Annotated in this window: 30 protein-coding genes; all 30 read right to left on the bottom strand. The window is 66.8% G+C overall.

The genetic code is table 11. The annotated features are described in order from the left end of the window. Position 1: 1 nt before the first annotated feature. The 30 genes from K0817_RS16085 to rpsL all read right to left on the bottom strand — a co-directional run bounded on the left by K0817_RS16085 (position 2) and on the right by rpsL (position 22,953). Positions 2-598, bottom strand: a complete 597-nt coding sequence (locus K0817_RS16085) for an adenylate kinase (RefSeq protein ID WP_219982679.1) — start codon at positions 596-598, stop codon at positions 2-4. Next, positions 595-1,920 (bottom strand): preprotein translocase subunit SecY, encoded by a 1,326-nt coding sequence (gene secY, locus K0817_RS16080; RefSeq protein WP_219982677.1) that lies wholly within the window; start codon positions 1,918-1,920, stop codon positions 595-597. The genes K0817_RS16085 and secY overlap by 4 nt, the downstream gene beginning before the upstream one ends. A gap of 101 nt (positions 1,921-2,021) precedes the next feature. Continuing rightward, positions 2,022-2,702 carry a 50S ribosomal protein L15 gene (gene rplO, locus K0817_RS16075; RefSeq protein ID WP_219982675.1) on the bottom strand — a complete coding sequence of 227 codons (681 nt, stop codon included), beginning with the start codon at positions 2,700-2,702 and terminating at the stop codon, positions 2,022-2,024. After that, on the bottom strand, positions 2,702-2,887 hold the full coding sequence (gene rpmD / locus K0817_RS16070; RefSeq protein WP_018171461.1) for a 50S ribosomal protein L30: 186 nt from the start codon (positions 2,885-2,887) through the stop codon (positions 2,702-2,704). Before rpmD ends, rplO begins: the two co-directional genes overlap by 1 nt. Then, positions 2,887-3,576, bottom strand: a complete 690-nt coding sequence (gene rpsE / locus K0817_RS16065) for a 30S ribosomal protein S5 (RefSeq protein ID WP_219982673.1) — start codon at positions 3,574-3,576, stop codon at positions 2,887-2,889. The genes rpmD and rpsE overlap by 1 nt, the downstream gene beginning before the upstream one ends. Beyond that, positions 3,573-3,932 carry a 50S ribosomal protein L18 gene (gene rplR, locus K0817_RS16060; RefSeq protein ID WP_219982671.1) on the bottom strand — a complete coding sequence of 120 codons (360 nt, stop codon included), beginning with the start codon at positions 3,930-3,932 and terminating at the stop codon, positions 3,573-3,575. Before rplR ends, rpsE begins: the two co-directional genes overlap by 4 nt. A gap of 2 nt (positions 3,933-3,934) precedes the next feature. After that, entirely contained in the window at positions 3,935-4,471 is a 537-nt protein-coding gene (rplF, locus tag K0817_RS16055; RefSeq protein WP_219982669.1) for a 50S ribosomal protein L6, read from the bottom strand. A gap of 6 nt (positions 4,472-4,477) precedes the next feature. After that, a complete protein-coding gene (rpsH, locus tag K0817_RS16050; RefSeq protein WP_219982667.1) occupies positions 4,478-4,876 on the bottom strand; it encodes a 30S ribosomal protein S8 in 399 nt (132 codons plus the stop codon). Positions 4,877-5,004: 128 nt separating this feature from the next. After that, a complete protein-coding gene (gene rplE / locus K0817_RS16045) occupies positions 5,005-5,592 on the bottom strand; it encodes a 50S ribosomal protein L5 (RefSeq protein ID WP_219982662.1) in 588 nt (195 codons plus the stop codon). 2 nt (positions 5,593-5,594) lie between these two features. Next, positions 5,595-5,954, bottom strand: coding sequence for a 50S ribosomal protein L24 (rplX, locus tag K0817_RS16040; RefSeq protein WP_019181718.1), 360 nt, complete (start codon positions 5,952-5,954; stop codon positions 5,595-5,597). Positions 5,955-5,956: 2 nt separating this feature from the next. After that, positions 5,957-6,325, bottom strand: a complete 369-nt coding sequence (gene rplN, locus K0817_RS16035) for a 50S ribosomal protein L14 (RefSeq protein WP_219982658.1) — start codon at positions 6,323-6,325, stop codon at positions 5,957-5,959. 3 nt (positions 6,326-6,328) lie between these two features. Continuing rightward, positions 6,329-6,673 (bottom strand): 30S ribosomal protein S17, encoded by a 345-nt coding sequence (gene rpsQ, locus K0817_RS18600; RefSeq protein ID WP_301340042.1) that lies wholly within the window; start codon positions 6,671-6,673, stop codon positions 6,329-6,331. Next, entirely contained in the window at positions 6,673-6,987 is a 315-nt protein-coding gene (gene rpmC, locus K0817_RS16025) for a 50S ribosomal protein L29 (RefSeq protein ID WP_019181721.1), read from the bottom strand. Before rpmC ends, rpsQ begins: the two co-directional genes overlap by 1 nt. Further along, complete coding sequence (gene rplP, locus K0817_RS16020) at positions 6,987-7,406, bottom strand: 50S ribosomal protein L16 (RefSeq protein ID WP_018171451.1); 420 nt, start codon at positions 7,404-7,406, stop codon at positions 6,987-6,989. Before rplP ends, rpmC begins: the two co-directional genes overlap by 1 nt. Then, the gene (gene rpsC, locus K0817_RS16015) at positions 7,406-8,164 is read right to left on the bottom strand and encodes a 30S ribosomal protein S3 (RefSeq protein ID WP_219982656.1); all 759 of its coding nucleotides are present in this window, start codon (positions 8,162-8,164) and stop codon (positions 7,406-7,408) included. Before rpsC ends, rplP begins: the two co-directional genes overlap by 1 nt. Beyond that, positions 8,164-8,562: a 50S ribosomal protein L22 gene (gene rplV, locus K0817_RS16010; protein ID WP_219982652.1), complete on the bottom strand. Its 399-nt coding sequence runs from the start codon at positions 8,560-8,562 to the stop codon at positions 8,164-8,166. The genes rpsC and rplV overlap by 1 nt, the downstream gene beginning before the upstream one ends. Positions 8,563-8,584: 22 nt before the next feature. Next, positions 8,585-8,866 carry a 30S ribosomal protein S19 gene (rpsS, locus tag K0817_RS16005; RefSeq protein WP_019181724.1) on the bottom strand — a complete coding sequence of 94 codons (282 nt, stop codon included), beginning with the start codon at positions 8,864-8,866 and terminating at the stop codon, positions 8,585-8,587. Positions 8,867-8,878: 12 nt separating this feature from the next. Then, positions 8,879-9,718, bottom strand: coding sequence for a 50S ribosomal protein L2 (gene rplB / locus K0817_RS16000; protein ID WP_219982649.1), 840 nt, complete (start codon positions 9,716-9,718; stop codon positions 8,879-8,881). A gap of 24 nt (positions 9,719-9,742) precedes the next feature. Then, on the bottom strand, positions 9,743-10,048 hold the full coding sequence (gene rplW, locus K0817_RS15995; RefSeq protein ID WP_219982647.1) for a 50S ribosomal protein L23: 306 nt from the start codon (positions 10,046-10,048) through the stop codon (positions 9,743-9,745). Next, positions 10,045-10,707: a 50S ribosomal protein L4 gene (rplD, locus tag K0817_RS15990; RefSeq protein ID WP_219982646.1), complete on the bottom strand. Its 663-nt coding sequence runs from the start codon at positions 10,705-10,707 to the stop codon at positions 10,045-10,047. The genes rplW and rplD overlap by 4 nt, the downstream gene beginning before the upstream one ends. A gap of 4 nt (positions 10,708-10,711) precedes the next feature. Then, positions 10,712-11,371, bottom strand: a complete 660-nt coding sequence (gene rplC, locus K0817_RS15985; RefSeq protein ID WP_219982645.1) for a 50S ribosomal protein L3 — start codon at positions 11,369-11,371, stop codon at positions 10,712-10,714. An 8-nt stretch (positions 11,372-11,379) separates the two neighbouring features. After that, positions 11,380-11,688: a 30S ribosomal protein S10 gene (gene rpsJ, locus K0817_RS15980; RefSeq protein WP_019181729.1), complete on the bottom strand. Its 309-nt coding sequence runs from the start codon at positions 11,686-11,688 to the stop codon at positions 11,380-11,382. 512 nt (positions 11,689-12,200) lie between these two features. After that, positions 12,201-13,781, bottom strand: coding sequence for a hypothetical protein (locus K0817_RS15975; RefSeq protein WP_219982642.1), 1,581 nt, complete (start codon positions 13,779-13,781; stop codon positions 12,201-12,203). A 762-nt stretch (positions 13,782-14,543) separates the two neighbouring features. Beyond that, positions 14,544-16,247: a collagen binding domain-containing protein gene (locus tag K0817_RS15970; protein WP_253735443.1), complete on the bottom strand. Its 1,704-nt coding sequence runs from the start codon at positions 16,245-16,247 to the stop codon at positions 14,544-14,546. A 323-nt stretch (positions 16,248-16,570) separates the two neighbouring features. Further along, positions 16,571-16,786 carry an Rv0909 family putative TA system antitoxin gene (locus K0817_RS15965; protein WP_168912879.1) on the bottom strand — a complete coding sequence of 72 codons (216 nt, stop codon included), beginning with the start codon at positions 16,784-16,786 and terminating at the stop codon, positions 16,571-16,573. Between the two features lie 331 nt (positions 16,787-17,117). Beyond that, entirely contained in the window at positions 17,118-18,095 is a 978-nt protein-coding gene (locus tag K0817_RS15960) for a hypothetical protein (protein ID WP_219982638.1), read from the bottom strand. A 469-nt stretch (positions 18,096-18,564) separates the two neighbouring features. Then, complete coding sequence (gene tuf / locus K0817_RS15955) at positions 18,565-19,758, bottom strand: elongation factor Tu (RefSeq protein WP_219982636.1); 1,194 nt, start codon at positions 19,756-19,758, stop codon at positions 18,565-18,567. Between the two features lie 157 nt (positions 19,759-19,915). Then, positions 19,916-22,030 carry an elongation factor G gene (fusA, locus tag K0817_RS15950; RefSeq protein WP_219982633.1) on the bottom strand — a complete coding sequence of 705 codons (2,115 nt, stop codon included), beginning with the start codon at positions 22,028-22,030 and terminating at the stop codon, positions 19,916-19,918. A gap of 78 nt (positions 22,031-22,108) precedes the next feature. Continuing rightward, positions 22,109-22,579: a 30S ribosomal protein S7 gene (gene rpsG, locus K0817_RS15945; RefSeq protein ID WP_019181739.1), complete on the bottom strand. Its 471-nt coding sequence runs from the start codon at positions 22,577-22,579 to the stop codon at positions 22,109-22,111. 5 nt (positions 22,580-22,584) lie between these two features. Then, positions 22,585-22,953 carry a 30S ribosomal protein S12 gene (gene rpsL, locus K0817_RS15940; RefSeq protein WP_018171438.1) on the bottom strand — a complete coding sequence of 123 codons (369 nt, stop codon included), beginning with the start codon at positions 22,951-22,953 and terminating at the stop codon, positions 22,585-22,587. Positions 22,954-23,255 lie beyond the last annotated feature (302 nt).

Here is a 23,255-nt window from a genome sequence, read left to right as displayed (position 1 = left end):
ACTAGGCGGCGGCGGGGCGGTCGAGCCCGCGCGCCTCGAGCGCCGCGATGATGCGCTGGGTGATCTCGTCGAGCGAGCCGACGCCGTCGATCCGGTCGACGATCCCGCGCGTGCGGTACACGTCGAGGATGGGCGCCGTCTCGCGCTCGTAGATCGCGAGGCGGTTCGCGATGCCCTCTTCGGTGTCATCGCTGCGACCCTGCTCGGCGGCGCGGCGTGACAGCCGGGCGATGCTCTCATCGCGCGGCACATCGAGCTCGATCACGGCGTCGAGGGACTCGCCACGACCCTCGAGGAACTCCTCGAGGTGGGCGACCTGCGCGATGTTGCGCGGGTAGCCGTCGAGCAGGAAGCCGTCTGCGGCATCGGGCTGCGCGAGCCGGTCGCGCACGACGGCGCTCGTGAGCTCGTCGGGCACCAGATCGCCCGCCTCGATGATCGCCTTGACCTGCTCGCCGAGCGGTGTGCCGGCCGACACGGCGGCGCGGAAGACGTCGCCGGTCGAGACGGGGAGGACGCCGAAGGTCTCGGCGATGCGGACGCCCTGCGTGCCCTTGCCCGAGCCCTGCGGGCCGACGATGAGGAGGCGAGCTGTCATCGGAGGAGCCCTTCGTAATGGCGCTGCTGCAGCTGCGCGTCGATCTGCTTGACCGTCTCGAGGCCGACACCGACGATGATCAGGATCGACGCGCCGCCGAACGGGAAGTTCTGGTTCGCACCGACCGTGGCCAGCGCGATGAGCGGGATGAGCGCGATGAGACCGAGGTACAGCGAGCCGGGCAGCGTGATGCGCGTGAGGACGTAGTCGAGGTACTCGGCGGTCGGACGGCCGGCACGGATGCCGGGGATGAACCCGCCGTACTTCTTCATGTTGTCGGCGACCTCGACCGGGTTGAACGTGATCGCGACGTAGAAGTAGGTGAAACCGACGATGAGGAGGAAGTACACCGCCATGTAGATGGGGCTGTCGCCGTTGGTGAAGTACGTCTGGATCCACTGCACCCAGCCGGGGATCGTGTTGTCGGCGTCGGGCTGCATGTTGAACTGCGCGATGAGCGCGGGGATGTACAGCAGCGACGAGGCGAAGATGACCGGCACGACGCCCGCCATGTTGACCTTGATCGGGATGTACGTGTTCGTGCCGCCGTATGTACGCCTGCCGACCATGCGCTTGGCGTACTGCACCGGGATGCGGCGCTGTGACTGCTCGACGAAGACGACGAGGGCGACGACGACGATGCCGACCGCCAGGACCAGAAGGAACACCTCGAAGCCGCGCGAGGCCCAGATGGCGCCCATGGCCGCCGGGAAGGTGGCTGCGATCGAGGTGAAGATCAGCAGCGACATGCCGTTGCCGATGCCGCGCTCGGTCACGAGCTCGGCGAACCACATGATGAGGCCGGTGCCGGCGGTCATCGTGATGATCATGAGCAACTGCGCCCACCACACGTCGTTGGTGAGCAGCTGCTCGCACTCGGGGATGCCCGTGGTGCCGAACAGCTGTCCGCTGCGAGCGACGGTGACCAGCGTCGTGGACTGGAGGAGCGCGAGCGCGATCGTCAGGTACCGGGTGTACTGCGTCAGCCTCGACTGACCCGCCTGGCCCTCTTTGTAGAGCGTCTCGAAGTGCGGGATGACCACGCGCAGGAGCTGCGTGATGATCGTCGCCGTGATGTACGGCATGACGCCGAGGGCGAAGATCGACAGCTGCAGCAGCGCGCCGCCCGAGAACAGGTTGACCAGCGACAGCAGGCCCTCTGTGCTCTGCGACTGGTCCAGACAGGACTGCACGTTCGGGAAGTCGACGAACGGCGCCGGCACGTGCGCGCCGAAGCGGTACAGGGCGATGATCGCCAGGGTGAAAGCGATCTTCCGCCGAAGGTCGGGAGTGCGGAAGACCCGCGCGATGGCGCTGAACAAGAGGACTCCTCCAGAGGGGATGCCGGTACGCACGGCGACGTACCGACGTCCAGGGTAACCCAGTGGGGGCCGGAGCAAGCTCCGACCCCCACTGTGACCGCTTACTTGACGGTGCCGCCCGCGGCGACGATCTTCTGCTCGGCGGAACCCGAGACCTTGTCGACCGCGACGTTGAGCTTCACCGAGATGTCGCCGGTGCCGAGCACCTTGACCTTCTCGTTCTTGCGCACCGCACCCTTGGCGACCAGGTCGCCGACGGTGACGTCGCCACCGGCCGGGTACAACTCCGCGAGCTTCTCCAGGTTCACGACCTGGTACTCGACGCGGAACGGGTTCTTGAATCCGCGCAGCTTCGGGGTGCGCATGTGCAGAGGCATCTGCCCACCCTCGAAGCCCACCTTGACCTGGTAGCGGGCCTTCGTGCCCTTGGTGCCACGACCGGCGGTCTTGCCCTTCGACGCCTCACCGCGACCCACACGGGTCTTGGGGGTGTTCGATCCGGGAACCGGACGCAGGTGGTGCACCTTCAGCACGCCGGGGCGCGATGCCGGAGCATCGGCCTTCGGAGCCGCCTTCTTGGCCGGAGCCTTCTTGGCAGCAGGCGCCTTCTCAGCCTTGGCGGCGGCCGGCTTTGCGGCAGCCTTCTCAGCCTTGTCGGCGGCCGGCTTGGCGGCAGCCTTGTCGGCAGCCGGCTTGGCGGCAGCCTTGTTCGCGGGAGCCTTCTTGGCGGGAGCAGTCTTCTCCGCCTCGACGGCCTCGTTCTTCTCGGCCTTCTCAGCCATCAGTCGATCTCCTCAACCTTCACGAGGTGAGCGACGGTCCGGACGTAACCGCGCGTCTGCGCGTCGTCAGGACGGACGACCGAGTCGCCGATCCGCTTCAGACCGAGCGAACGCAGCGTGTCACGCTGGTTCTGCTTCTCACTCACCTTGGACTTGACCTGCGTGACCTTCAGACGCGCAGCCATCAGACACCTGCCTTCGCGGCGGCCGCGGCCTCAGCCTCGGCACGGACGAGACGGGCGGGGGCGACCTGGTCGAACTCGAGTCCGCGACGCGCGGCGACCGCACGGGGCTCCTCGAGCTGCTTCAGGGCCTCCACCGTCGCGTGGACGATGTTGATCGTGTTCGACGAGCCGAGCGACTTCGACAGCACGTCGTGGATCCCGGCGCACTCGAGCACGGCACGCACCGGACCACCGGCGATGACACCGGTACCGGCCGAGGCGGGGCGCAGCAGCACCACACCGGCAGCGGCCTCACCCTGCACCGGGTGCGGGATGGTCGCACCGACGCGGGGCACGCGGAAGAAGTTGCGCTTGGCCTCCTCGACGCCCTTCGAGATCGCCAGCGGGACCTCACGGGCCTTGCCGTAGCCGACTCCGACCACACCGTTGCCGTCGCCGACGACGACGAGCGCGGTGAAGCTGAACCGGCGACCGCCCTTGACGACCTTCGACACGCGGTTGATGGTGACGACGCGCTCGAGGAACTGGCTCTCGTTGCGGTCGCGACCACCACGGTCACCACGCGTCTGGTTGCGCTCGCGACCGCCGCGACGCGGCTCGCGCTCGCGCTCGGCGGGCGCCGTAGCGGCCTCGGCCGGAGCCTCGGCAGCAGCCTGCTCGGTCACGTTGTTCTCCTTGTTCTCGGTCACAGGTTCAGACCTCCTTCGCGGGCGCCTTCGGCGATCGCGGCGACACGACCCGCGTAGCGGTTGCCACCACGGTCGAACACGACGGCGGACACGCCGGCGGCCTTCGCACGCTCGGCGAGCAGCTCGCCGACCTTGCGGGCCTTGGCGGTCTTGTCGTCATCGGACACGCGCAGGTCGGTCTCGAGGGTCGACGCCGAGGCCAGCGTGTGGCCCTTGCTGTCGTCCACGATCTGGACGAACACGTGACGTGCCGAACGGGTGACGACCAGGCGCGGACGCTCAGGGGTGCCGACGACCTTCTTGCGAAGGCGGGCGTGACGACGCGCGCGGGCGTCGGTCTTCGTCTTAACAGCCATGGTTACTTACCACTCTTTCCGGCCTTGCGCCGGACGACCTCGCCGGCGTAGCGCACACCCTTGCCCTTGTACGGCTCGGGCTTGCGGATCTTGCGGATGTTGGCAGCCGCCTCGCCGACGGCCTGCTTGTCGATGCCGCTCACGGTGACCTTGTTGTTGCCCTCCACCGCGAAGGTGATGCCGGCGGGCGGCTCCACGAGCACGGGGTGCGAGAAGCCGAGCGCGAACTCGATCGCGCTGCCCTTCTGCGCGACACGGTAGCCCGTGCCGACGACCTCGAGGCCCTTGGTGTAGCCCTGGGTGACACCGATGATGTTGTTGCTGATGAGCGTGCGGGTCAGGCCGTGGAGCGAACGCGACTCGCGCTCGTCATCGGGACGGGTCACGACGACCTGTCCGTCTTCGACCTTGACCTCGATGGGACGGGCCACGGTCAGCGCGAGCTCACCCTTGGGACCCTTGACGGCGACACCCTGGCCCTCGACCGTGACGGTCACACCGGCGGGGATGTCGATCGGGAGACGACCGATACGCGACATGTCAGATCACCACACGTAGGCGAGGACTTCCCCACCCACGCCCTTCTGCTCGGCCTGACGGTCGGTGAGAAGACCGGAGGAAGTGGACAGGATGGCGACGCCGAGGCCACCGAGCACGCGGGGGATCTCGGTCGACTTCGCGTAGACGCGCAGGCCCGGCTTGGACACGCGCTTGATGCCGGCGATCGACCGCTCGCGGTTCGGGCCGTACTTGAGCGTCAGGGTGAGGGTCTGGCCGACGCGGGCGTCACTGACGTCCCACGAGGCGATGTAGCCCTCCTGCTTGAGGATGTCGGCGATGTGGGTCTTGAGCTTGGAGCTCGGCAGCGACACGGAGTCGTGGTGCGCCGAGTTCGCGTTGCGCAGACGGGTCAGCATGTCTGCGACCGGGTCTGTCATTGTCATGAGTTGATTCCTTTGTTCAGGAGGTTTCGGCTGCCGTTACACGACAGACGACCTTCCATGATGACGATCTTCAGTTGTGGAGACCGGATGCCCCGCCTGCGCGGCGCGCCGGCAGGGGCATCCGTCGATCAGGCCTGCTGGTCTTCGTTGCGGAAGGGGAAGCCGAGGTGGCGCAGCAGCGCACGGCCTTCGGCATCCGTCTTCGCCGACGTCACGACCGTGATGTCGAAGCCGCGGACGCGGTCGATCTTGTCCTGGTTGATCTCGTGGAACACGGCTTGCTCCTGGAGACCGAAGGTGTAGTTGCCGTTGCCGTCGAACTGCTTGCCCGACAGGCCACGGAAGTCACGGATGCGGGGCAGCGCGAGGTTGACCAGACGGTCCACGAACTCCCACGCGCGGTCGCCACGAAGGGTGACGTGCGCGCCGATGGCCTGTCCCTCACGCAGCTTGAACTGCGCGATCGACTTGCGGGCCTTCGTGACGACGGGCTTCTGACCGGTGATCTTGGTGAGGTCGTCGACCGCACCATCGATCACCTTGCTGTCGCGAGCGGCCTCACCGACACCGGTGTTCACGACGACCTTGACCAGACCGGGGATCTGCATGACGTTCGGGTAGCCGAACTCCTCCTGCAGGGCCTTCTTGATCTCGGCGTTGTACTTCTGCTTCAGGCGCGGCTGGATTTTGCCAGCGGGCGCGGCAGTGGTGCTCATATTCAGAGGTCCTTGCCTGACTTCTTCGCGTAGCGCACGCGGACCGTGCGCTTCACGCCATCCTTCGTCTGCTCCTCGACGCGGTGGCCGACGCGGGTCGGCTTCTTGGTCGAGGGGTCGACGACGGCGACGTTGGAGATGTGGATCGGGGCTTCCATCGTCTCGATGCCGCCCGTCTTGGTGCCGCGCTGGGACTGGCCCACGCGGTTGTGCTTGGTGACGAAGTTCACGCCCTCGACGATGACGCGGTTCTGCTCGGCCAGGACCTCGAGGACCTTGCCCTGCTTACCGCGGTCTCCGCCGCGCTCGGGCTTGGCGCCCGAGATGACCTGAACCAGGTCGCCCTTCTTGATCTTCGCCATGATCAAATGACCTCCGGGGCGAGCGAGACGATCTTCATGAACTTCTTGTCGCGAAGCTCACGACCGACCGGCCCGAAGATGCGGGTGCCGCGGGGCTCCCCGTCGTTCTTCAGGATCACGGCGGCGTTCTCGTCGAACTTGATGTAGGACCCGTCGGGACGACGGGTGGACTTGACGGTACGGACGATGACGGCCTTGACCACATCGCCCTTCTTCACGTTGCCGCCGGGGATCGCGTCCTTGACCGTGGCGACGATGATGTCGCCGATGCCGGCGTAGCGCCGGTTCGACCCACCGAGCACACGGATGGTCAGCAGCTCCTTGGCGCCGGTGTTGTCGGCGACCTTGAGACGGGATTCGTTCTGAAGCATGGCTTACTTCGCCTTCTCGAGGATCTCCACCAGACGCCAGCGCTTGGTGGCGCTCAGCGGGCGGGTCTCGTTGATGACGACGAGGTCGCCGATGCCGGCAGTGTTGCCCTCATCGTGCGCCTTGACCTTCGAGGTGCGGCGGATGACCTTGCCGTAAAGCGGGTGCTTCACGCGGTCCTCGACCTCGACGACGATCGTCTTGTCCATCTTGTCGCTGACGACGTAGCCGCGGCGGGCCTTGCGGTACCCGCGAGCGTCGGCGTCGCGCACGTCGTGCGCGGACGACTCGTGGCCGGCCGTCTGCTCGACGACTGCCGGCTCGGCAGCCTTCTTCTTGGTCTCAGCCATCACTCGGCCTCTTCCTTCGTGGCCTCGTCAGCGGCATCCGCTTTCTTGGCCTTCGTCTTCTTCGCCTTGGTCGCCGTCTCTACGGGGGCGGGAGTGGCACGGATGCCGAGCTCGCGCTCACGGATGACGGTGTAGAGCCGCGCGATGTCGCGCTTGACCGCACGGATGCGGCCGTGGCTCTCGAGCTGGCCGGTGGCCGACTGGAAGCGCAGGTTGAACAGCTCTTCCTTGGCCTTGCGCAGCTCCTCGACCAGGCGCTGGTCTTCGAACGTATCGAGCTCGCTCGGGGCGAGCGTCTTGGTGCCGATCGCCATTACGCGTCGCCCTCCTCGCGCTTGATGATGCGTGCCTTGAGAGGCAGCTTGTGGATGGCACGGGTCAGGGCCTCACGAGCGAGTTCCTCGTTGACGCCCGCGACCTCGAAGAGGACGCGACCCGGCTTGACGTTGGCGACCCACCACTCCGGCGAACCCTTACCGGAACCCATGCGGGTCTCGGCCGGCTTCTTGGTGAGCGGACGGTCGGGGTAGATGTTGATCCACACCTTGCCGCCACGCTTGATGTGACGGGTCATCGCGATACGAGCGGACTCGATCTGACGGTTCGTCACGTACGCCGGCGTGAGCGCCTGGATGCCGAACTCGCCGAACGACACCTTGGTGCCGCCGGTGGCCTGGCCCGAGCGACCCGGGTGGTGCTGCTTGCGGTACTTGACCTTACGGGGAATAAGCATCAGGCAGACGCTCCTTCTGCGACGGGGGCCTCGTTGCGGGGGCCACGACGACGGTCGCCACCACGGTCGTCGCGACCGCGGGACTTCGGGGCGTTGGCCTGCTCGCGCGCGAGTTCCTTGTTGGTGAGGTCGCCCTTGTAGATCCAGACCTTCACGCCGATGCGGCCGAAGGTGGTCTTGGCCTCGTAGAAGCCGTAGTCGATGTTCGCGCGGAGTGTGTGCAGCGGCACACGACCCTCGCGGTAGAACTCCGAGCGGCTCATCTCGGCGCCGCCGAGGCGGCCGGAGACCTGGATGCGGACGCCCTTGGCGCCGGCACGCTGGGCGCCCTGCAGACCCTTGCGCATCGCGCGGCGGAAAGCCACGCGTGCGGTGAGCTGCTCGGCGATGCCCTGCGCGACGAGCTGAGCGTCGGCCTCGGGGTTCTTGACCTCGAGGATGTTCAGCTGGATCTGCTTGCCGGTGAGCTTCTCGAGGTCGGAGCGGATGCGCTCGGCCTCGGCGCCGCGGCGACCGATCACGATGCCCGGGCGGGCGGTGTGGATGTCGACGCGGACGCGGTCACGCGTGCGCTCGATCTCGATGTTGCTGACGCCGGCTCGGTCGAGCGACGTCGTCAGCAGGCGACGGATCTTGATGTCCTCGGCCACGTAGTCGGCGTAGCGCTGGCCCGGCTTCGTCGAGTCCGAGAACCACCGCGACACGTGGTCCGTGGTGATGCCGAGGCGGAAGCCGTACGGGTTTACCTTCTGTCCCATTACTTGCTCGCCTTCTTGGTCTTGGCAGCCGGGGCCGAATCAGCGGTCGCCGGCGTCGAGAGCACGACCGTGATGTGGCTCGTGCGCTTCTTGATCTGGAACGCGCGACCCTGGGCACGGGGGCGGAAACGCTTGAGCGTCGTGCCCTCGTCCACGTACGCGTTCTGCACGTACAGGTCCTGCTCGTCCAGGAACTCGCTGTCCTTGTCGGCCTTCACGCGAGCGTTCGCGATCGCCGAGGCGACGAGCTTGTAGATCGGCTCGCTCGCACCCTGCGGTGCGAACTTGAGGATGGCCAGGGCCTCCTCGGCCTGCTTGCCCTTGATGAGCGCGACGACACGACGAGCCTTCTGAGGGGTCACGCGGATGTGTCGCACGCGTGCGATGGACTCCACCATTTCTCTCTCCTCTTGCGTCGCCTTAGCGGCGACGGCCCTTCTTGTCGTCCTTCACGTGGCCGCGGAAGGTGCGGGTGGGCGCGAATTCGCCCAGCTTGTGGCCGACCATGGTCTCGGTCACGAACACAGGGATGTGCTTGCGACCGTCGTGCACGGCGATCGTGTGGCCGAGCATGGCCGGCACGATCATCGAGCGACGCGACCAGGTCTTGATGACGTTCTTGGAACCGGCTTCGTTCTGGACGACGACCTTGCGAAGCAGGTGCTCGTCGACGAAGGGGCCCTTCTTAAGGCTACGAGGCATCTTCCTCTACTCCTACTTGCGCTTCTTGCCGGCGTTGCGACGACGGACGATGTACTTGTCACTTTCCTTGTTCGCGTGACGGGTGCGGCCTTCGGCCTGGCCCCACGGCGAAACAGGGTGACGACCACCGGAGGTCTTGCCCTCGCCACCACCGTGGGGGTGGTCGACGGGGTTCATCGCGACACCGCGAACGGTCGGGCGGATGCCCTTCCAGCGGTTGCGGCCGGCCTTGCCCCAGTTGATGTTCGACTGCTCGGCGTTGCCGACCTCGCCGACGGTCGCGCGGCAGCGCGCGTCGACGTTGCGGATCTCGCCCGAGGGCAGACGCAGCTGGGCGTAGGGACCGTCCTTGGCGACGAGACGCACCGAGACGCCGGCCGAACGCGCCAGCTTGGCACCGCCGCCGGGGCGGAGCTCGATCGCGTGGATCACAGTACCGGTGGGGATGTTCTTCAGCGGCAGGTTGTTGCCCGGCTTGATGTCGGCCGAGGCACCCGACTCGACGATGTCGCCCTGCGCCAGCTTGTTCGGCGCGAGGATGTAACGCTTCTCGCCGTCGAAGTAGTGCAGCAGCGCGATGCGCGCGGTGCGGTTGGGGTCGTACTCGATGTGAGCGACCTTCGCGTTGACGCCGTCCTTGTCGTTGCGACGGAAGTCGATCACGCGGTACTGGCGCTTGTGGCCACCACCGATGTGACGCGTGGTGATGCGGCCCTGGTTGTTGCGGCCACCGGTCTTGCTCAGCGGGCGGAGGAGCGACTTCTCGGGCGTCGATCGGGTGATCTCGGCGAAGTCGGCCACCGACGAGCCGCGGCGACCCGGGGTCGTGGGCTTGTACTTGCGAATAGCCATATCTCTAGTCCTCTATCCCGACCGTCAGCCGACTGCCGTGAAGATGTCGATGGTGCCCGACTTCAGGGTCACGATGGCGCGCTTGGTGTCCTTGCGCTTGCCGGTGCCGAAGCGGGTGCGGCGGGCCTTGCCGACGCGGTTGATCGTGTTGACCGCGGCGACCTTGACGCCGAAGATCTTCTCGATCGCGAGCTTGATCTCGGTCTTCGTGGCGCGGGGGTCCACGAGGAACGTGTACTTGCCCTCGTCGATGAGCCCGTAGCTCTTCTCCGAGACGACCGGCTTCAGGATGATCTCGCGCGGGTCCTTGTTGGCGGCGATGCTGCTCATGCCGAGACCTCCTCGGTGGCGCCGGACTTCGACGCGACGAACGCGTCGTAGGCGGCCTTGGTGAAGACGATGTCGTCCGAGACGATCACGTCGTAGGCGTTCAGCTGGTCGGAGTACAGCACGTGCACGTACGCGAGGTTGCGCACGCTCAGCGTGGTGAGCTCGTCGTCGCGGTCGATGACAACCAGGACGTTCTTGGTCGCGCCGAGCGCGGTCAGCACGGTCGTCGCAGCCTTGGTCGAGGGAGCACCCTCGATGCCGAAGGACTCCACGACGTGCAGACGCTCGCCACGAGCACGGTCGCTGAGCGCGCCCAGCAGGGCGGCAGCGATCATCTTCTTGGGCGTGCGCTGCGAGTAGTCGCGCGGCTTCGGGCCGTGCACGATGCCACCGCCGGTCATGTGCGGCGCGCGGATCGAGCCCTGACGGGCGTTACCGGTGCCCTTCTGCTTGAAGGGCTTGCGGCCGGCGCCCGAGACCTCACCGCGACGCTTGGTCGAGTGAGTTCCCTGGCGAGCCGCCGCGAGCTGCGCGACGACGACCTGGTGGATGAGCGGGATGTTCGTCTTGACGTCGAACAGGGCGGCGGGCAGCTCCACGGAGCCGGCCTTCTTGCCGTCTGCCTTCACGACGTCGAGCGCGAGAGTCGAGTCAGCCATGAGTTCAGGCACCCTTCACTGCGTTGCGGACGTAGACGATGCGGCCACGAGCACCGGGAACGGCGCCCTTGACGAGCAGCAGACCCTTCTCGGCGTCGACGGCGTGCACCGTGAGGTTGAGAACGGTCACGCGCTCGCCGCCCATACGGCCGGCCATGCGCATGCCCTTGAAGACGCGGCTCGGGGTCGACGACGCGCCGATCGAGCCGGGCTTGCGGTGGTTGCGGTGCGCACCGTGCGAAGCCGAGACGCCCTTGAAGTTGTGGCGCTTCATGACACCGGCGGTGCCCTTGCCCTTGCTGGTGCCGACGACGTCGACCAGCTGGCCGGCCTCGAACGTGCCGTCCACCGTGAGCTCCTGACCGAGTGAGTAGTCAGTGGCGTCCGCGGTGCGGATCTCGGTGAGGTGACGGCGGGGGGTGACGCCGGCTGCCTCGAAGTGGGCGGTCGCGGGCTTGTTCACCTTGCGGGGGTCGATCTGGCCGTACGCGATCTGCACGGCCTTGTAGCCGTCCTTCTCGGGCGTGCGAACCTGGGTGACCACGTTCGGGGCGATCTCGATGACGGTGACGGGAACGAGCTTGCCGTTCTCGTCCCAGACCTGGGTCATGCCGAGCTTGGTGCCGAGCAGGCCCTTGGAAACCTTGGAATTGATGTCAGCCATGTCGAACCTCAGAGCTTGATCTCGATGTTCACATCGGCCGGGAGGTCGAGGCGCATGAGCGAGTCGACCGCCTTGGGCGTCGGGTCGACGATGTCGATCAGACGCTTGTGGGTGCGCATCTCGAAGTGCTCGCGGCTGTCCTTGTACTTGTGGGGGGAACGGATCACGGGGATCACGTTCTTCTCCGTCGGGAGGGGCACGGGGCCCACGACCGTCGCACCGGCACGGGTCACTGTGTCGACGATCTTGCGCGCCGACGAGTCGATGATCTCGTGATCGTACGACTTCAGGCGAATGCGGATCTTCTGTCCCGCCATTGTCTGCTCACTCTCTTTCCGCGTCATACCTCTCGGGCATTGGACGCACGGGGCGCTTGCGCGCCGGGCACTTTCTCCTCACAGGTGTGCGAGGAATGCTGCACCGCTGTTCTGCTGTCAATCCGGATGCCGCGCCGAAGCGCCGCTCCCGGCATCCGTTCTCCAACCGCACGCGGAACAGGGTTCTGCGCTGGGGAAGGATTCGAGATGTGGTGGTTCTGCTGCCCGCGGCCTAGGACCCTGCGAACTCGAGGAGCTCGCCGCCTATGCACTGCCCTGGCAGTGATCCTGCGCACGCCAAAAGGGGCGCCGGAATGTGGAACCTCATTAGTCTACGTGCACCCCGGGCGTGTCGCAAACTCGGGCGTGTCGTGCGGCGAGTATGCTCGGCGGCTTCCCAGCCTGGACCCGCGGGGTGAAACGCCAGAGGCGGCCGCGCCTGCGCGCGACCGCCTCTTCGTGTGATTGCGTTCCCTCTTGAATTGCGTTCCTCTATTAAGAGGTGTGCCCCATTAAGAGGTGACCTTGCGACGGTACGCCGCGATCGCCAGAGCCGCGAGGCCCAGCAGCAGCGCAGCGCCGCCGGCGATCGGAACGACCGGGCTCACGTCGGCGCCGGTGACGGCGAGCGCGGGAGGCGCGGACGGCGTCGGAGTGGGGTCCCCTCCCCCGATCGGCGGGTTGGCGCACAGCGCCGTCGCCTCGGGGTAGGTGATCGCGGTCTCGTAGTCCGGGTTCACGTGGAACTCGACCGCGACGCCTTCGCGCGTCCACGCGTAGTTGCCCTCGGTCTGGACGTATTCGCCGTCCACGAGTGCCCAGCCCGGCCACATCTTCGGCGCGGTCGCCGAGGCGCCCGGCCACAGGAGGGTGCCGGCGAGCGGCTGGTTCTCGACGACGTAGTCCTCGCCGTCCGGGTTCACGAAGGTGATGCGGACGGGCGTCTCGCTGTCGACCTCGTAGCCCTCCGGCAGCAGCACCTCGTAGCCGAGGTACGGCACGTCGCCGATGCAGACCGACCCGATCTCACCGGGCAGCAGCGGGCACTCCGCGATCTCTTCCTGCGTCAGGTCGCGGTCCTGCGTCTCGACGACGGTCGACGATGACGGCGTGGGGTTGCCCTGCTGGTCGTACTCGTAGACGGTGGTCGTGACCTCGCGTGTCTGCGTCACCTGGGTGTCGCCGCACTCCCACTCGCCGTCCTCCCACGCGGTGTACTCCACCTTCGTGTCGGGCAGCGGGCAGTCCATCTTCTCGTCCGCCGTCATCTCGCGCTCGGCGGTGGTGACCTCTTCGGTCGCCGTGCCGGGCACCCACGCCTCACCGTTCCACACATACGGCGTGGTGGTGGTCGTCGTCGTGACGGTGGCCGTGACGCTCTCGCAGTCGAAGTCCGTGGCGTGGCTCGTGGTCACCACAGCCGGCGGCTGGTCGGGACGACAATCCTCGTGGCTGGCCGGGAGCTGGTCGAGGGCGGGCACCGTCCACTCCGTCTTCGCATTCGGGGCGAACTTGGTGCCGTCCTTCGGCGTGGCGGTCCAGACGGTGGAGCCGTCGGCACCGGGCGCCGAGGTCCACAGGACGTTGTCGCTCTTGGTGATCTCTCCGGCCGCATCGCAGCTCGGCTCGGTGAACTCCAGAGTCGGCGTCACGATCGTGGGCTCGGTCGGATCCTCCTCGGGCGCATCGCCCTTGCAGACGATCCAGTGCGAGACATCCGCCTGCTGGCCTCCACCGTTCAGCGGCGACGCGTACGCGACGCCGGCGGTCGGGCGCTCGATGACGTTGATCTTCTCGTTGCCGCCCTTGACGACGAGCACCACCCACTCGTCACCGGGCCAGCCCTGCTGGAACGGCTTGAGAGTCACCGTCTTCTTGCCGTCGGAAAGTCCACCGTGGGCACCGCCATCACTCGCGTGGCTGTAGCAGACGGCGTTGAACTCTTTGTACCGCTCTTCCCAGTACGACTCCTTGTTGGTCTCGCTGGTCGAGTTCTCCCACTCACCGACGACGCCCACCAGATCGGCGTCTTCGGTGGCAGATGCGCTCGTGGCCACCAGCGGAGCCACGATCAGCGATGCGGCCAGAGCCACACCAGCCAGAACATTGAACGGTTTTCTTTTGCGCACGTAAGGCACAGCGTTCCTTCCCCAGTCGGCGCGCATCAGCACGCCGTCTCTCACCGACGCGCCAAGCGCGTCGTCATCCCAGCGGCACACGAGGTGCCGTCTTCCCAGCGGCACACGGGGTGTGCCGTCATCCCAGCGGCGCGCCGAGGCGCGCCGTACTCCCAGCGGCGCGCCGAGGCGCACCGTTCTCCCAGCAGTGCGCGGGGGCGCACTGTATTCCCAGCAGTGCGCGGGGGCGCACTGTTCTTCCCAGAGACGTGCAGAGCACGCCGTTCTTCCCAGAGACGTGCAGAGCACGCCGTTCTTCCCAGCAGTGCGCGGGGGCGCACCGTATTTCCCATACCGACGCGCGGGGGCGCGTCGTCCCTTGCCCCAGGGGGCAGTTCCGGCCGTCTTGATGTGCGGGTGACACACGGCCAGCCCGAGCGCCCTTCGGGTGAGCACACGGACGACGGCGAACCGTCGCTTGTGCACACTATCGGTTGGCGCGCGCGCAGCGCTACCCCGATCCGCCAAATCGCCGAATCGTGACGGATCCTCGAGCCGCGGCATCCGTCATCGCGCACGATCGCCGAACACACCCGTGCCCCTCGCCGTCGGGGGCGAGGGGCACGTGCGCCCGGGAGAACCCGGGAACGGGAGAGGGCGGACCTCGGGGGGCCTCCCGCCCTCTCCCGCGGCCGACAAAGAGGGGACAGAGCTTGGCGGCTCCGCCCCCTCCCGCCGTCACTCGGAGGGTGCCCCTTCTCCGCCACGGCGCCGCACCACGAGGAGCGTCAGCGCCCCGGTCAGCGTCGCCATGATGCCCAGGAGCAGCACCCACGGAGCCGGCTCACTGCCACCCGTCACAGCGAGTGCGGGCGGCGCCGGTGGTGCCGGCGGCGCAGGCGGTGCGGGCGGTGCGGGCGGCGGCGGCGGCGACTTCTTGACGTTCACGAACGGCATCCCCAGCGACGGATTCGGCGTCGCGTCAGAGATGGTGAATCCCTGCGCGTCAGCGTCGAGTTCGTAGCCCGCGGGGGCGACGGTCTCGACGACCGAGTACGTGCCGGTCGGCAGCCCTGCCACATGGAACTCGCCGGCATCGGCATCCGTGTCACGGCCGGTGTAGCCGAGCTGTCCGGTGTTGTCGAGCACCGCGATCGGGTTGGCGTCGAGATCCCACGGCGCCGCGACGGCGTCGCCGCCGGTCGCGGTGACCTGGAACGTCGCACCACCGAGCAGCGCTCCCTCATCATCGTGCTTGAGCCATGTCACACTGCCCAGCGGATCGACGAAGGTCACGCTGACGCTCTGCCCGGACCCGACCGCCACCTGCTGCGAGGCGAACGCCGGCAGCAGGTAGCCGGGCGGCGCTTCTGTCTCGGTCACGGTGTAGATCCCGTGCAGGACGGTGCCGGCGAAGGCAAAGGTCCCGTCGGGACCGGTCACGACCTCGACGCTTCCGTCGCCCGTGGCCGGGTTCGGCGTGACAGTGAAGATCGCCCCCGCGAGGCCGGCTCCCTCCGGCGACTCCTTCACGATGGTCAGCGAGCCGGGCTCATCCGGAACCTCGCCGATGCACACGATCCAGTGCGAAACCGTCGACTGGTTGCCGCTCGGAGTGGGCGGCGACGCATAGGCGACACCCGACTCCGGGTTCACGATGACGTTGTTGAGGGTGCTCCCCTTGACGATCAGGGCGACGAAGCCGTCACCCTCCCACATCTCATCGAACGGGTTGAGCGTCACGGTGAGGCCGCCATCGGTCACACTGCCGTAGATGCTGTTCCCCGCGTACTTGAAGCACACCGCACCGTATTCGCTGTACCGGTCCTCCCAGTACGTCACGTTGTTCTCCACGTTCGTCGCAGGCTCGAGCACCCCGACGACGCCGACCAGCGCCGCTTGGGCGGCCATCACCTCGGCCTCGGCCGTCACCTCGGCCTCGGCCGTCGTCTCGGCCTGCACCTCGAGAGCCTGCACCGCAACGGCCGTGTCCGGTTCGGCCGGCGTGTCCTCGGGCGGCCCCGCCTCGTCGGCCGCGGGAGTCTCAGGTGTCACCGGCACGTCAGCCGGCGGTCCTTCGGTGCCGGGTCCCTGGACGACAGGCGCCTCGACGGGAGCTTCCCCGACGGGCATATCCACGACCGGAGCCTCGATCACCGGTGGTTGCACCGGCGCGACTACCGCCGGTGCATCCACGGGCGTGTCGACCGGTGTCGTCCCGGCCGCATCGGCCGCGGCATCCGGTGCTGGGTTGTCCTGTACGAGCGACGTCGCCGCGGTGGCGGTGCCATCGGGCGGACTCCCCTCGTCAGCCATCGCCGGCGAGACGCCCGAGAAGACCAGCGCGCCCGCGAGCAACGTCGCGAAACCCCCGACTCCCCAGCGCTTGCGGAGAGCGATCCTCCGCTCGGTTGCCCGCGATCCGCGCAGGCGGCGGCGCATGTCCCCAGTATTAGAGGCGCGCACGAAAATGCGACTGAACATCTTATTCACCCTTGGTCGAAACGACGCAGGGTGCCCCAGTTGGAGCCCCTCCCAGCACGCTCCGACTCGCGAATAGATGTATCCACAGAACTCGGGTGGATCCCACATCCTCCGAAGCCCGGCTATTTCCCCAACACGAACCGAAACGTGTTCCCAGGGCTAAAGGTAGGCCGAGTGTCCGGTTGCGTCAAGGCCCTCCTCCGCGCAGGAGGAACGGATGCCGCGCCGTGCACGCAGAAGCGGCCCGGGTCTTCCCGAGCCGCTTCCCGACGGTGCCGCGTCTACTCGTTGCCGACGGCCTTGTCGATGTTGTCGCGCACGCCGTCGACGTGCTGGTCGATGCTGTCCGGGGCGACCTTCTTGACGAAGTCGGCAGCTGCGTCGAGGACGTTGTCGCTCACGCCCTCGGCCTGCTCGGACTTGATGACGTCGTCGATCTTGTCCTTGTTCTGCTCGAGGAAGTCCTTGCCCTGGTTCACGAGGTCGTCGATACCCATGTCTGCTCCTTCTCGGCCCCGGCGGGGCATCCCCCGTCATTCTGACGTCTCGCTCTCCTTCCGCACCACCCCTCCGCTGCACCGACCATGCTGGTTCTGCACCGACCATGCCGGTTCTGCGCCGACCATGTGGGTTCTGCGCCGAGCATGCTGGTTCTGCACCGACCATGCCGGTCCTGCACCGACCATGCCGGTCCTGCACCGAGCATGCTGACATAGTGGGTGCGAAACCGACATGCTCGGCGGCAAACCAGCATGGTCGGCATCGGCGCAGGACCGAGCCGCGCCGCGCGGGGCGCAGCGGGGACGCGCCGAGCAGGGCCGGGACGACTCAGCGCAGGCGGATCGTACGGAGGTAGACCGCGAACTCTTCGAATGACGGCATCCGCTCGAACCCATGGCGATCGCAACGCCAGCCAGTGACCTGCCGCACCCGCTCTTCGCGCAAGGCCTGGTCGGCGAGCACCTCAGCCACGGTACGGCCACCCATGAACTCCGGCTCGGTGAGCTTCGCCTCTCCATCGAACTCCATCCAACGGCCGAGCTTCGGCCACGCGAAGTCGAGGAGCACGAAGCCGCCGTCGGAGAAGTCGATGCGGTACTGCAGTTCGGGCGCGGGCACCCCGAGCTGCAGCATCCAGAGTCGGGTGACGCTCTCGCCCGGCAGTTGCGCGCGACCGTCCGCGATCTCGGAGATGAAGCGGGCTTGACGGATGCCGCGAGCACCGGCGCCGCGTGAGATCCGGGCATCCACGAGGTCACGGAACGCTTCGGCCTTGGCGACGTCGTATGTGCGCGTGTCGTCGTCCCACGCGACGGCACGCAGGGCCGCGTCGTAAACCGCGATGGCCGCTTCCGGCGTCGCGGTGCGGATCACGTCGTAGACGGTGCGGTCCAGCGACGTCACCCGCAGGCCGTCGATGACCACGACATCCTGCGCGGGAAGGGGCTCCTGGTGCCGAACGACGTCGCTGCCGTCGTGACGGGTGGTCCTCGAGGCCACGATCATGTCGACGCGGTCGCTGCGCATGCGGTACACCGGAAGACCGTGGCACGCCGCAGCGGCGGTCCGGCAGAACGCGGCATGCTCGAACCCGCACCGCTCGGCGACCGCAACCGCACGGGTGCGGAGCTTGCCCTCACTGAACAGATGCTCCCACTCCGAGGTGAGGACGTAGGCTCCCGCCCGCAGCCGGGTGTGGTGGCCGGCGGGAAGACCGCCGAACGGCACGGCCCCGCCGATCGCCGATCCATCCGGCCGCATGGGCTCGCGGCGAACGATCCGGGCGCGACGAGAGCGATTGGTCATCACGTCACTGTGCCGGGACTCGGTACTCCGTTCCTGGAAGCGGCGGCGTTCTGTGGAGAACCGTCGCACCGGGGCCCCTGTGGAGGAGCCGCATCCTCCCCTCCCTCCTTCCTCCTCCCTCCTCCCCGCCGACCATGTCCCTTCCGCACCGAGCATGTGGGTTTCTCACCGAGCATGTGGGACATGGTCGGTGAGAAACCGACATGGTCGCGAGGAAAGGGACATGGTCGGTGAGAAACCGACATGGTCGCGAGGAAAGGGACATGGTCGGTGAGAAACCGACATGGTCGCGAGGAAAGGGACATGGTCGCGAGAGCGAGGGAGAGCGAGGGAGAGCGAGGGAGAGCGAGGGAGAGCGAGGGGAATGAGGGGGAACGAGGGGGCGAGGGGACGACGAAGGGGCCGGACCCGAAGGCCCGACCCCTGTCGGTGACGGATGCCGCGGCATCCGTCGACGGTGAATCCGAAGTTACTTCAGGATCTTCGTGACCGTGCCGGCGCCGACGGTGCGGCCACCCTCACGGATCGCGTAGCCGAGGCCCTCTTCCATGGCGATGGGCTGGATCAGCTCGACCGTCATGTCGGTGGTGTCGCCGGGCATGACCATCTCGGTGCCCTCGGGCAGCGTGATGACGCCGGTGACGTCGGTGGTGCGGAAGTAGAACTGCGGGCGGTAGTTCGTGAAGAACGGGTTGTGACGGCCGCCCTCCTCCTTGGACAGGATGTACGCCGTGCCCTCGAAGTTGGTGTGCGGGGTGACCGAACCGGGCTTCACGACGACCTGGCCGCGCTCGACGTCGTCACGCTTGGTGCCGCGCAGGAGCAGACCACAGTTCTCGCCGGCCCAGGCCTCGTCGAGCTGCTTGTGGAACATCTCGATACCGGTGACGATCGTCTTCTGCGTCGGGCGCAGACCCACGATCTCGACCTCGGAGTTGATGGCCAGCGTGCCACGCTCGGCGCGGCCGGTGACGACCGTGCCACGACCGGTGATCGTGAAGACGTCCTCGATGGGCATGAGGAAGGGCTTGTCCTTGTCACGCACCGGGTCGGGGATCGACTCGTCGACGGCGTCCATGAGCTCGACGATCTTCTCGACCCACTTCTCGTCGCCCTCGAGCGCCTTGAGGCCCGAGACCTGGATGACGGGAGCGTTGTCGCCGTCGAAGTCCTGGCTGGACAGCAGCTCGCGGACCTCGAGCTCGACGAGCTCCAGGATCTCTTCGTCGTCGACCATGTCCGACTTGTTCAGCGCGACGAGCAGGTACGGCACGCCGACCTGCTTGGCGAGCAGAACGTGCTCACGCGTCTGCGCCATCGGGCCGTCGGTCGCGGCGACCACGAGGATCGCGCCGTCCATCTGGGCGGCACCGGTGATCATGTTCTTGATGTAGTCGGCGTGGCCCGGGGCGTCGACGTGGGCGTAGTGACGCTTCGGGGTCTCGTACTCGACGTGCGAGATGTTGATCGTGATACCGCGCTGGCGCTCCTCGGGAGCGGAGTCGATCGACGCGAAGTCGCGCTGCACGTTGGTGGCCGACGGATACTTGTCGGCGAGCACCTTCGAGATCGCGGCGGTGAGCGTGGTCTTGCCGTGGTCGACGTGACCGATCGTTCCGATGTTCACGTGCGGCTTGGTGCGCTCGAACTTGGCCTTAGCCACTGGGTCCTCCTCAGGACGTTCGTGTAGAGATTTCCGGACGCTGGTGTGCGCCGGTTCTCTACGGGGATTTCTCTAGCTTAGTAGAGAGGTTTCTGTTGGATCTGTGTGAAGTTGTGCTCCGGGATGCCTCGTCGCGGAGGCATCCCGGAGTTCAGGGCTACTCGCCCTTGGTCTTCTGGACGATCTCGTCCATGACGTTGCGCGGAACCTCGGCGTAGCTGTCGAACTCCATGGAGTAGACGGCACGGCCCGAGGTCTTCGAACGCAGGTCGCCGATGTAGCCGAACATCTCGGACAGCGGAACCAGCGCGCGCACGACCTTGACGCCCTGAGCATCCTCCATGGACTGGATCTGCCCACGACGCGAGTTCAGGTCGCCGATGACGTCGCCCATGTACTCCTCGGGCGTACGCACCTCGACGGACATGAGCGGCTCGAGGATGACCGGGTTCGCGCGGCGGACGGCCTCCTTGAAGCCCATCGAGCCGGCGATCTTGAACGCCATCTCGGACGAGTCGACGTCGTGCGACGCGCCGTCGAGCAGGATCGCCTTGACGCCCACCATGGGATAGCCGGCGAGCACGCCGACGTTCATGGCGTCCTGGAAGCCCTGGTCGGTCGGGCTGATGTACTCGCGCGGGATGCGGCCACCGGTGACCTTGTTCTCGAACTCGTACGTCTTGTCGGCCGTGACCTCGAGAGGCTCGATCGTGAACTGGATCTTCGCGAACTGACCCGATCCACCCGTCTGCTTCTTGTGGGTGTAGTCGTGCTTCTCGACCGACTTCTTGATCGTCTCGCGGTACGCGACCTGCGGCTTGCCGACGTTCGCCTCGACCTTGAACTCGCGCTTCATGCGGTCCACGAGGATGTCGAGGTGCAGCTCGCCCATGCCCTTGATGACGGTCTGACCGGTGTCGGAGTTCTGCTCGACGCGGAACGTCGGGTCTTCCTCCGCGAGCTTCTGGATCGCCAGACCCAGCTTCTCCTGGTCGGCCTTGGTCTTGGGCTCGATCGCCACCTCGATGACCGGCTCGGGGAACGTCATCGACTCGAGGACGACCTGGTTGGCGCTGTCGCACAGCGTGTCGCCCGTGGTCGTGTCCTTGAGGCCGATGACCGCGTAGATGTGACCCGCCGTGACCGAGGGAACCGGGTTCTCCTTGTTGGCGTACATCTGGAAGATCTTCCCGATGCGCTCCTTCTTGGACTTCGTCGAGTTGACGATCTGCGCGCCCGAGTCCAGGTGACCGGAGTACACGCGGATGTAGGTGAGGCGGCCGAAGAACGGGTGGGTCACGATCTTGAACGCGAGCGCCGTGAAGGGCTCATCGCGGTCGGCGTGACGCTCGATGATGTTCTCTTCGTTCTTCGGGTCGTGGGCCTCGATGGCGGGCACGTCCAGCGGCGACGGGAGGTAGTCCACGACCGCGTCGAGCATCGGCTGCACGCCGCGGTTCTTGAACGCGGATCCGCAGAGCACGGGGTAGAGCTCCGAGTTGACGGTCAGCTTGCGGATGGCGCCCTTGATCTCGGCGACCGTGAGCGGCTCACCGCTGAAGTGCTTCTCGAGGAGCTCCTCGTCGGACTCGGCGACCGTCTCGAGGAGGATCTCGCGGTACTTCTCGACGATCTCGGCCATGTCGGCCGGGATCTCCTGGATGTCGTATTTGGCGCCCATGGTGACATCACCCTTGGCGTCGCCCGCCCAGACCAGTGCGCGCATCTCGACGAGGTCGACGACGCCGATGAAGTCGTTCTCGACGCCGATGGGCAGCTGGATGACCAGGGGCTTCGCCTTGAGCTTGTTGACGATCGTGTCGACCGTGAAGTAGAAGTCGGCGCCCAGCTTGTCCATCTTGTTGACGAAGCAGATGCGGGGGACGTCGTACTTGTCGGCCTGGCGCCACACGGTCTCGGACTGGGGCTCGACGCCCTCCTTGCCGTCGAAGACCGCAACGGCGCCGTCGAGCACGCGCAGCGAACGCTCGACCTCGACCGTGAAGTCGACGTGGCCGGGGGTGTCGATGATGTTGATCTGGTTCTTGTCCCAGAAGCACGTCACAGCAGCAGAGGTGATCGTGATGCCACGCTCCTGCTCCTGCTCCATCCAGTCGGTCGTCGATGCACCGTCGTGCGTTTCGCCGATCTTGTGGTTGGTTCCCGTGTAGTACAGGATGCGCTCGGTCGTCGTCGTCTTGCCGGCATCGATGTGAGCCATGATGCCGATGTTGCGGACCTTGGTGAGGTCGGTGAGCACGTCTTGTGCCACGGGTTTTTCCTTACGTGTGGTGACGGATGTCGCGGTCCCGCCGCTCCCGTGCATGACAGGGGAGCGGCGGGATGCTGTTTACCAGCGGTAGTGAGCGAAGGCGCGGTTCGACTCGGCCATCTTGTGGGTGTCTTCGCGGCGCTTGACCGCGGCACCCAGGCCGTTCGAGGCATCCAGGATCTCGTTCTGGAGGCGCTCGGTCATCGTCTTCTCACGACGGCCCTTGGCGTAGCTGACGAGCCAGCGCAGGGCGAGCGTGTTGGCGCGGTGAGGCTTGACCTCGACCGGCACCTGGTAGGTCGAGCCACCGACACGGCGGCTCTTGACCTCGAGCGTCGGGCGCACGTTGTCGAGCGCCTTCTTGAGCGTGGCGACGGCGTCCTGGCCGTTCTTCGCCTCGACACCGCGCAGGGCCGTGTAGACGATCGACTCGGCGATGGACTTCTTGCCGTCGACGAGGATCTTGTTGACGAGCTGGGTGACGACGGGGGCGCCGTACACCGGATCGTTGACGACGGGGCGCTTGGGGGCCGGTCCCTTACGAGGCATCTAACTCAACCCTTCTTCGCGCCGTAGCGGCTACGGGCCTGCTTGCGGTTCTTGACGGCCTGGGTGTCCAGGGCGCCGCGAACGATCTTGTAGCGGACACCCGGGAGGTCCTTCACACGACCGCCACGCACGAGCACCAGCGAGTGCTCCTGCAGGTTGTGGCCCTCGCCGGGGATGTACGCGGTGACCTCGGTGCCGTTGCGGAGCTTGACACGGGCGACCTTGCGCATCGCGGAGTTCGGCTTCTTGGGCGTGGTCGTGTACACACGGGTGCAGACACCCGCCTGCTGCGGGTTCGCCTTGAGCGCCGGCGCCTTGGTCTTCGAGACCTTGGGCGAGCGACCCTTGCGAACCAACTGCTGAATGGTTGGCACGTTCTCTCCTATGTTGTGCTGCACGGTGACAGCGTTCGTGTCTCCCCCGCAGCATCCGGATCTTTCGATTCATGACGCGGCGGGCTCACATTCATCCACCGGCGCGGCAGGATGGTGCCGAGCGTTACGTGGGTGGATATGCCGTGGGGGTGGCCTGTTCGCAGACCGGTCCCTGAGATGTGAGCGAGCGGCGACCCGCCCGCTTTCCTGGGCTAGCGCCCAGGCACGGCGGACGGAGCGCGTGAGCGCACACCCGATCCATGATACGTGCGATTGGCGGGCCGGGCAAACGAGCGGCGAGA

The organism is Microbacterium sp. HD4P20 (assembly GCF_019449275.2).
Lineage (GTDB): Bacteria > Actinomycetota > Actinomycetes > Actinomycetales > Microbacteriaceae > Microbacterium.
Note: the sequence above shows the minus strand (reverse complement) of the source record. Positions and strands in the feature narration are given on the sequence as shown.